The following is a 228-nucleotide window of genomic DNA, read 5'->3' on the forward strand; positions in this document are numbered from 1 at the left end:
GACCGTCGTCGGCCGCCGCACGCTCGACACCACCTATGTGCCGCGCAAGCTCTTGTCGCTGGGCGCGATGGTCTATCCGCGCGGGCGCTGGTTTTCGAAACTGTTCTGGCGGATCGTGTTCGAGAAATCCCTGACGCGCTACGTGATCGCGCTGATCCCCTTTCCGCTGATGATGCTGGCGCGGCCCGACTGGGCGCTGGCGCTCAGCCAGGCGCCGCTGGCGATGTT

1 protein-coding gene is annotated in these 228 nt (G+C 66.2%); it reads left to right on the plus strand.

Annotated features, from left to right (window positions below):
• The coding region (locus E0702_RS19490) for a hypothetical protein (RefSeq protein WP_205742167.1) at window positions 1–228 on the plus strand (228 nt) is incomplete at both ends.

Source organism: Halomonas marinisediminis (assembly GCF_004347715.1).
Lineage (GTDB): Bacteria > Pseudomonadota > Gammaproteobacteria > Pseudomonadales > Halomonadaceae > Halomonas > Halomonas icarae.